This is a genomic window from Delftia sp. ZNC0008 (genome assembly GCF_000799035.1).
Lineage (GTDB): Bacteria > Pseudomonadota > Gammaproteobacteria > Burkholderiales > Burkholderiaceae_C > Comamonas > Comamonas tsuruhatensis.
Genome location: NZ_JTKZ01000036.1, coordinates 1 through 1,859, shown reverse-complemented (window position 1 = coordinate 1,859; position 1,859 = coordinate 1). Strand labels below are relative to the sequence as shown.

Genomic DNA, 1,859 nt, shown 5'->3' with positions numbered 1-1,859 from the left:
TCCACCAACACCGGCACTGAGCTGGAGCCCAACATCACGGGCACCCGCATGGGCCCTATCTCCTTTGGCAATGCCACCTATGGCTACGACGGCAAGGGGCGGGATTTCGAGGTTCTGCTGGGTGGGGGCGGGAGGCTGGAGCACTGGACATACCGGGAGTCATTTTCGGGCGAAGTCATTGGTGTAGACCCGATCCGGGGGCCGATCACGCTTGAGAATGAGGGCCTGTTCCTGACGGGCGACTACTCGGATCCGGGGGGGCTCATCCGCATCAATGGTCACGACATCACATTCCCCAGCGTGGCGGGGCAAAGCAGTAGCGAATTGCTGGTCACGCGAACCGTCGCAGATGGCGTGACCCTCACATACGCAGCCTCCGGATTCATCCGAGACTGGGCAGAGTCGTGGCAGATGCTGCAGGTGCTGTTTTTCGATCCCACTACAGAGTTGGTGATCCAGGCTCAGAAGATTCAACGCGGCGACTATTCGGCGGTGTATGAATCCGCTCAGACATCTGACGGCAATTGGTATCCACTCGCGGTGCCATCCAGGCTGGAGGGCACGGTCTACACAAATCGTGGGGAGGTGCTCGTGCAGTGCCGGGGCCAGATCGTCGCCAGCATCGATATTTCAGATGCTGATCCCCACTATTTCGCAGTGTCGGCCGCGGTAGACCCCTGGACCGGCGCTGTCTGCGCCAATCTCATGCAGTACACGGCAGAGGACCGCCAGACGGTGCTGCGCAGCTGGATCTTTGTTGCCGACGACACCGGCGCCCGGGAACTGCACACCATCATGAAGATGCCGATGGACCACACTGCGCGCGTGCGCACCGACGAAAGCCTGATTTCCGTATGAACACCCTCGTCTGCAACACCCTGAGCGGCGCCGTGTCCGAGTACACGCGCCACGATTTCCATGCGTTGACACCGACCCATGGCGGCAGCGCCACGGGCCTATATGCCTTGGCCAGCGGTGATACCGACGACGGCCTGCCCATCGTCGCCGAGCTGCGGCTGCCAGCCACGCTACGCGAATCGACCCTGAAGAAGCACCTGGAGATGGTCTATCTGTCCATGCGGGGGCGCGGCTGCGCGCAGTTCGCGGTGCTTGGGCCGAACGCGGAGCGCTGGGCCTACAGCTTCCCCCTCGTGGCCTCCGGCCAGACGCGGTGCCAGCCGGGCCGCGGCATCCGCCAGAACTACCTGGGCTTTGGCCTGAGCACTCCGGCTGGCCAGGCCTTCACGCTCGATCGCATTGAGGTTGCGACCGTGTCTTCGAAAAACCGTCGCGTAGGAGCCTGACATGGCATTGGATCTGAATGGACCCGCAGAGATCGTCCAGGACAAGTACGAGCGCAGCATGGCGATGGCTGACGCCGCCTCCAAGGAAGTTGCGTCTTTCACGGACGATCTGAGGAACAGCCTCTACAAGCCTTCGCAGATCGACGTTCGGTGGCAGACGCTGCCTGCGCCGAACTTGCCGCCCATCCCGGACATGCCAGCGCTGCCCGATGCGACGCTTGTGGAGCCCGCCGACATGCCCGGGCCGCTGTCGGCGCAGATACGGGACGTGCCCATCGACGGGTTCGATGTGGTGCCGCCCACACTCAACTTCGGGCAGGCCCCTGTCTTGACCATCGGCCAGGCGCCGACACTGCCTCAGTTGCGGGACGTAGCCGTGCCTGATGCGCCGGATGTGGTGCTGCCTGGTGCGCCGGAATTCCTGCAGTTGCAGACGCACACGTTTGCAGGTGTGAATCTGCATGAGGACTGGCTTGCCAAGCTGGACGACATCCCCACGCTGTCCGTGCTGCAGCCCACGCCGTTCCAGTACCAGTCGGGAGCCAAGTACGCATC

1 protein-coding gene and 2 pseudogenes are annotated in these 1,859 nt (G+C 63.1%); all 3 read left to right on the top strand.

Going from position 1 to position 1,859, the window contains the following annotated elements:
* Positions 1-858, top strand: a pseudogene (locus L995_RS01145) (hypothetical protein); the annotation flags it as partial.
* Positions 855-1,304, top strand: a complete 450-nt coding sequence (locus tag L995_RS01140) for a hypothetical protein (protein WP_047468315.1) — start codon at positions 855-857, stop codon at positions 1,302-1,304. The pseudogene L995_RS01145 and the gene L995_RS01140, both read left to right, overlap by 4 nt.
* Before the next feature lies 1 nt (position 1,305).
* Positions 1,306-1,859: pseudogene (locus L995_RS01135) on the top strand (hypothetical protein); the annotation flags it as partial.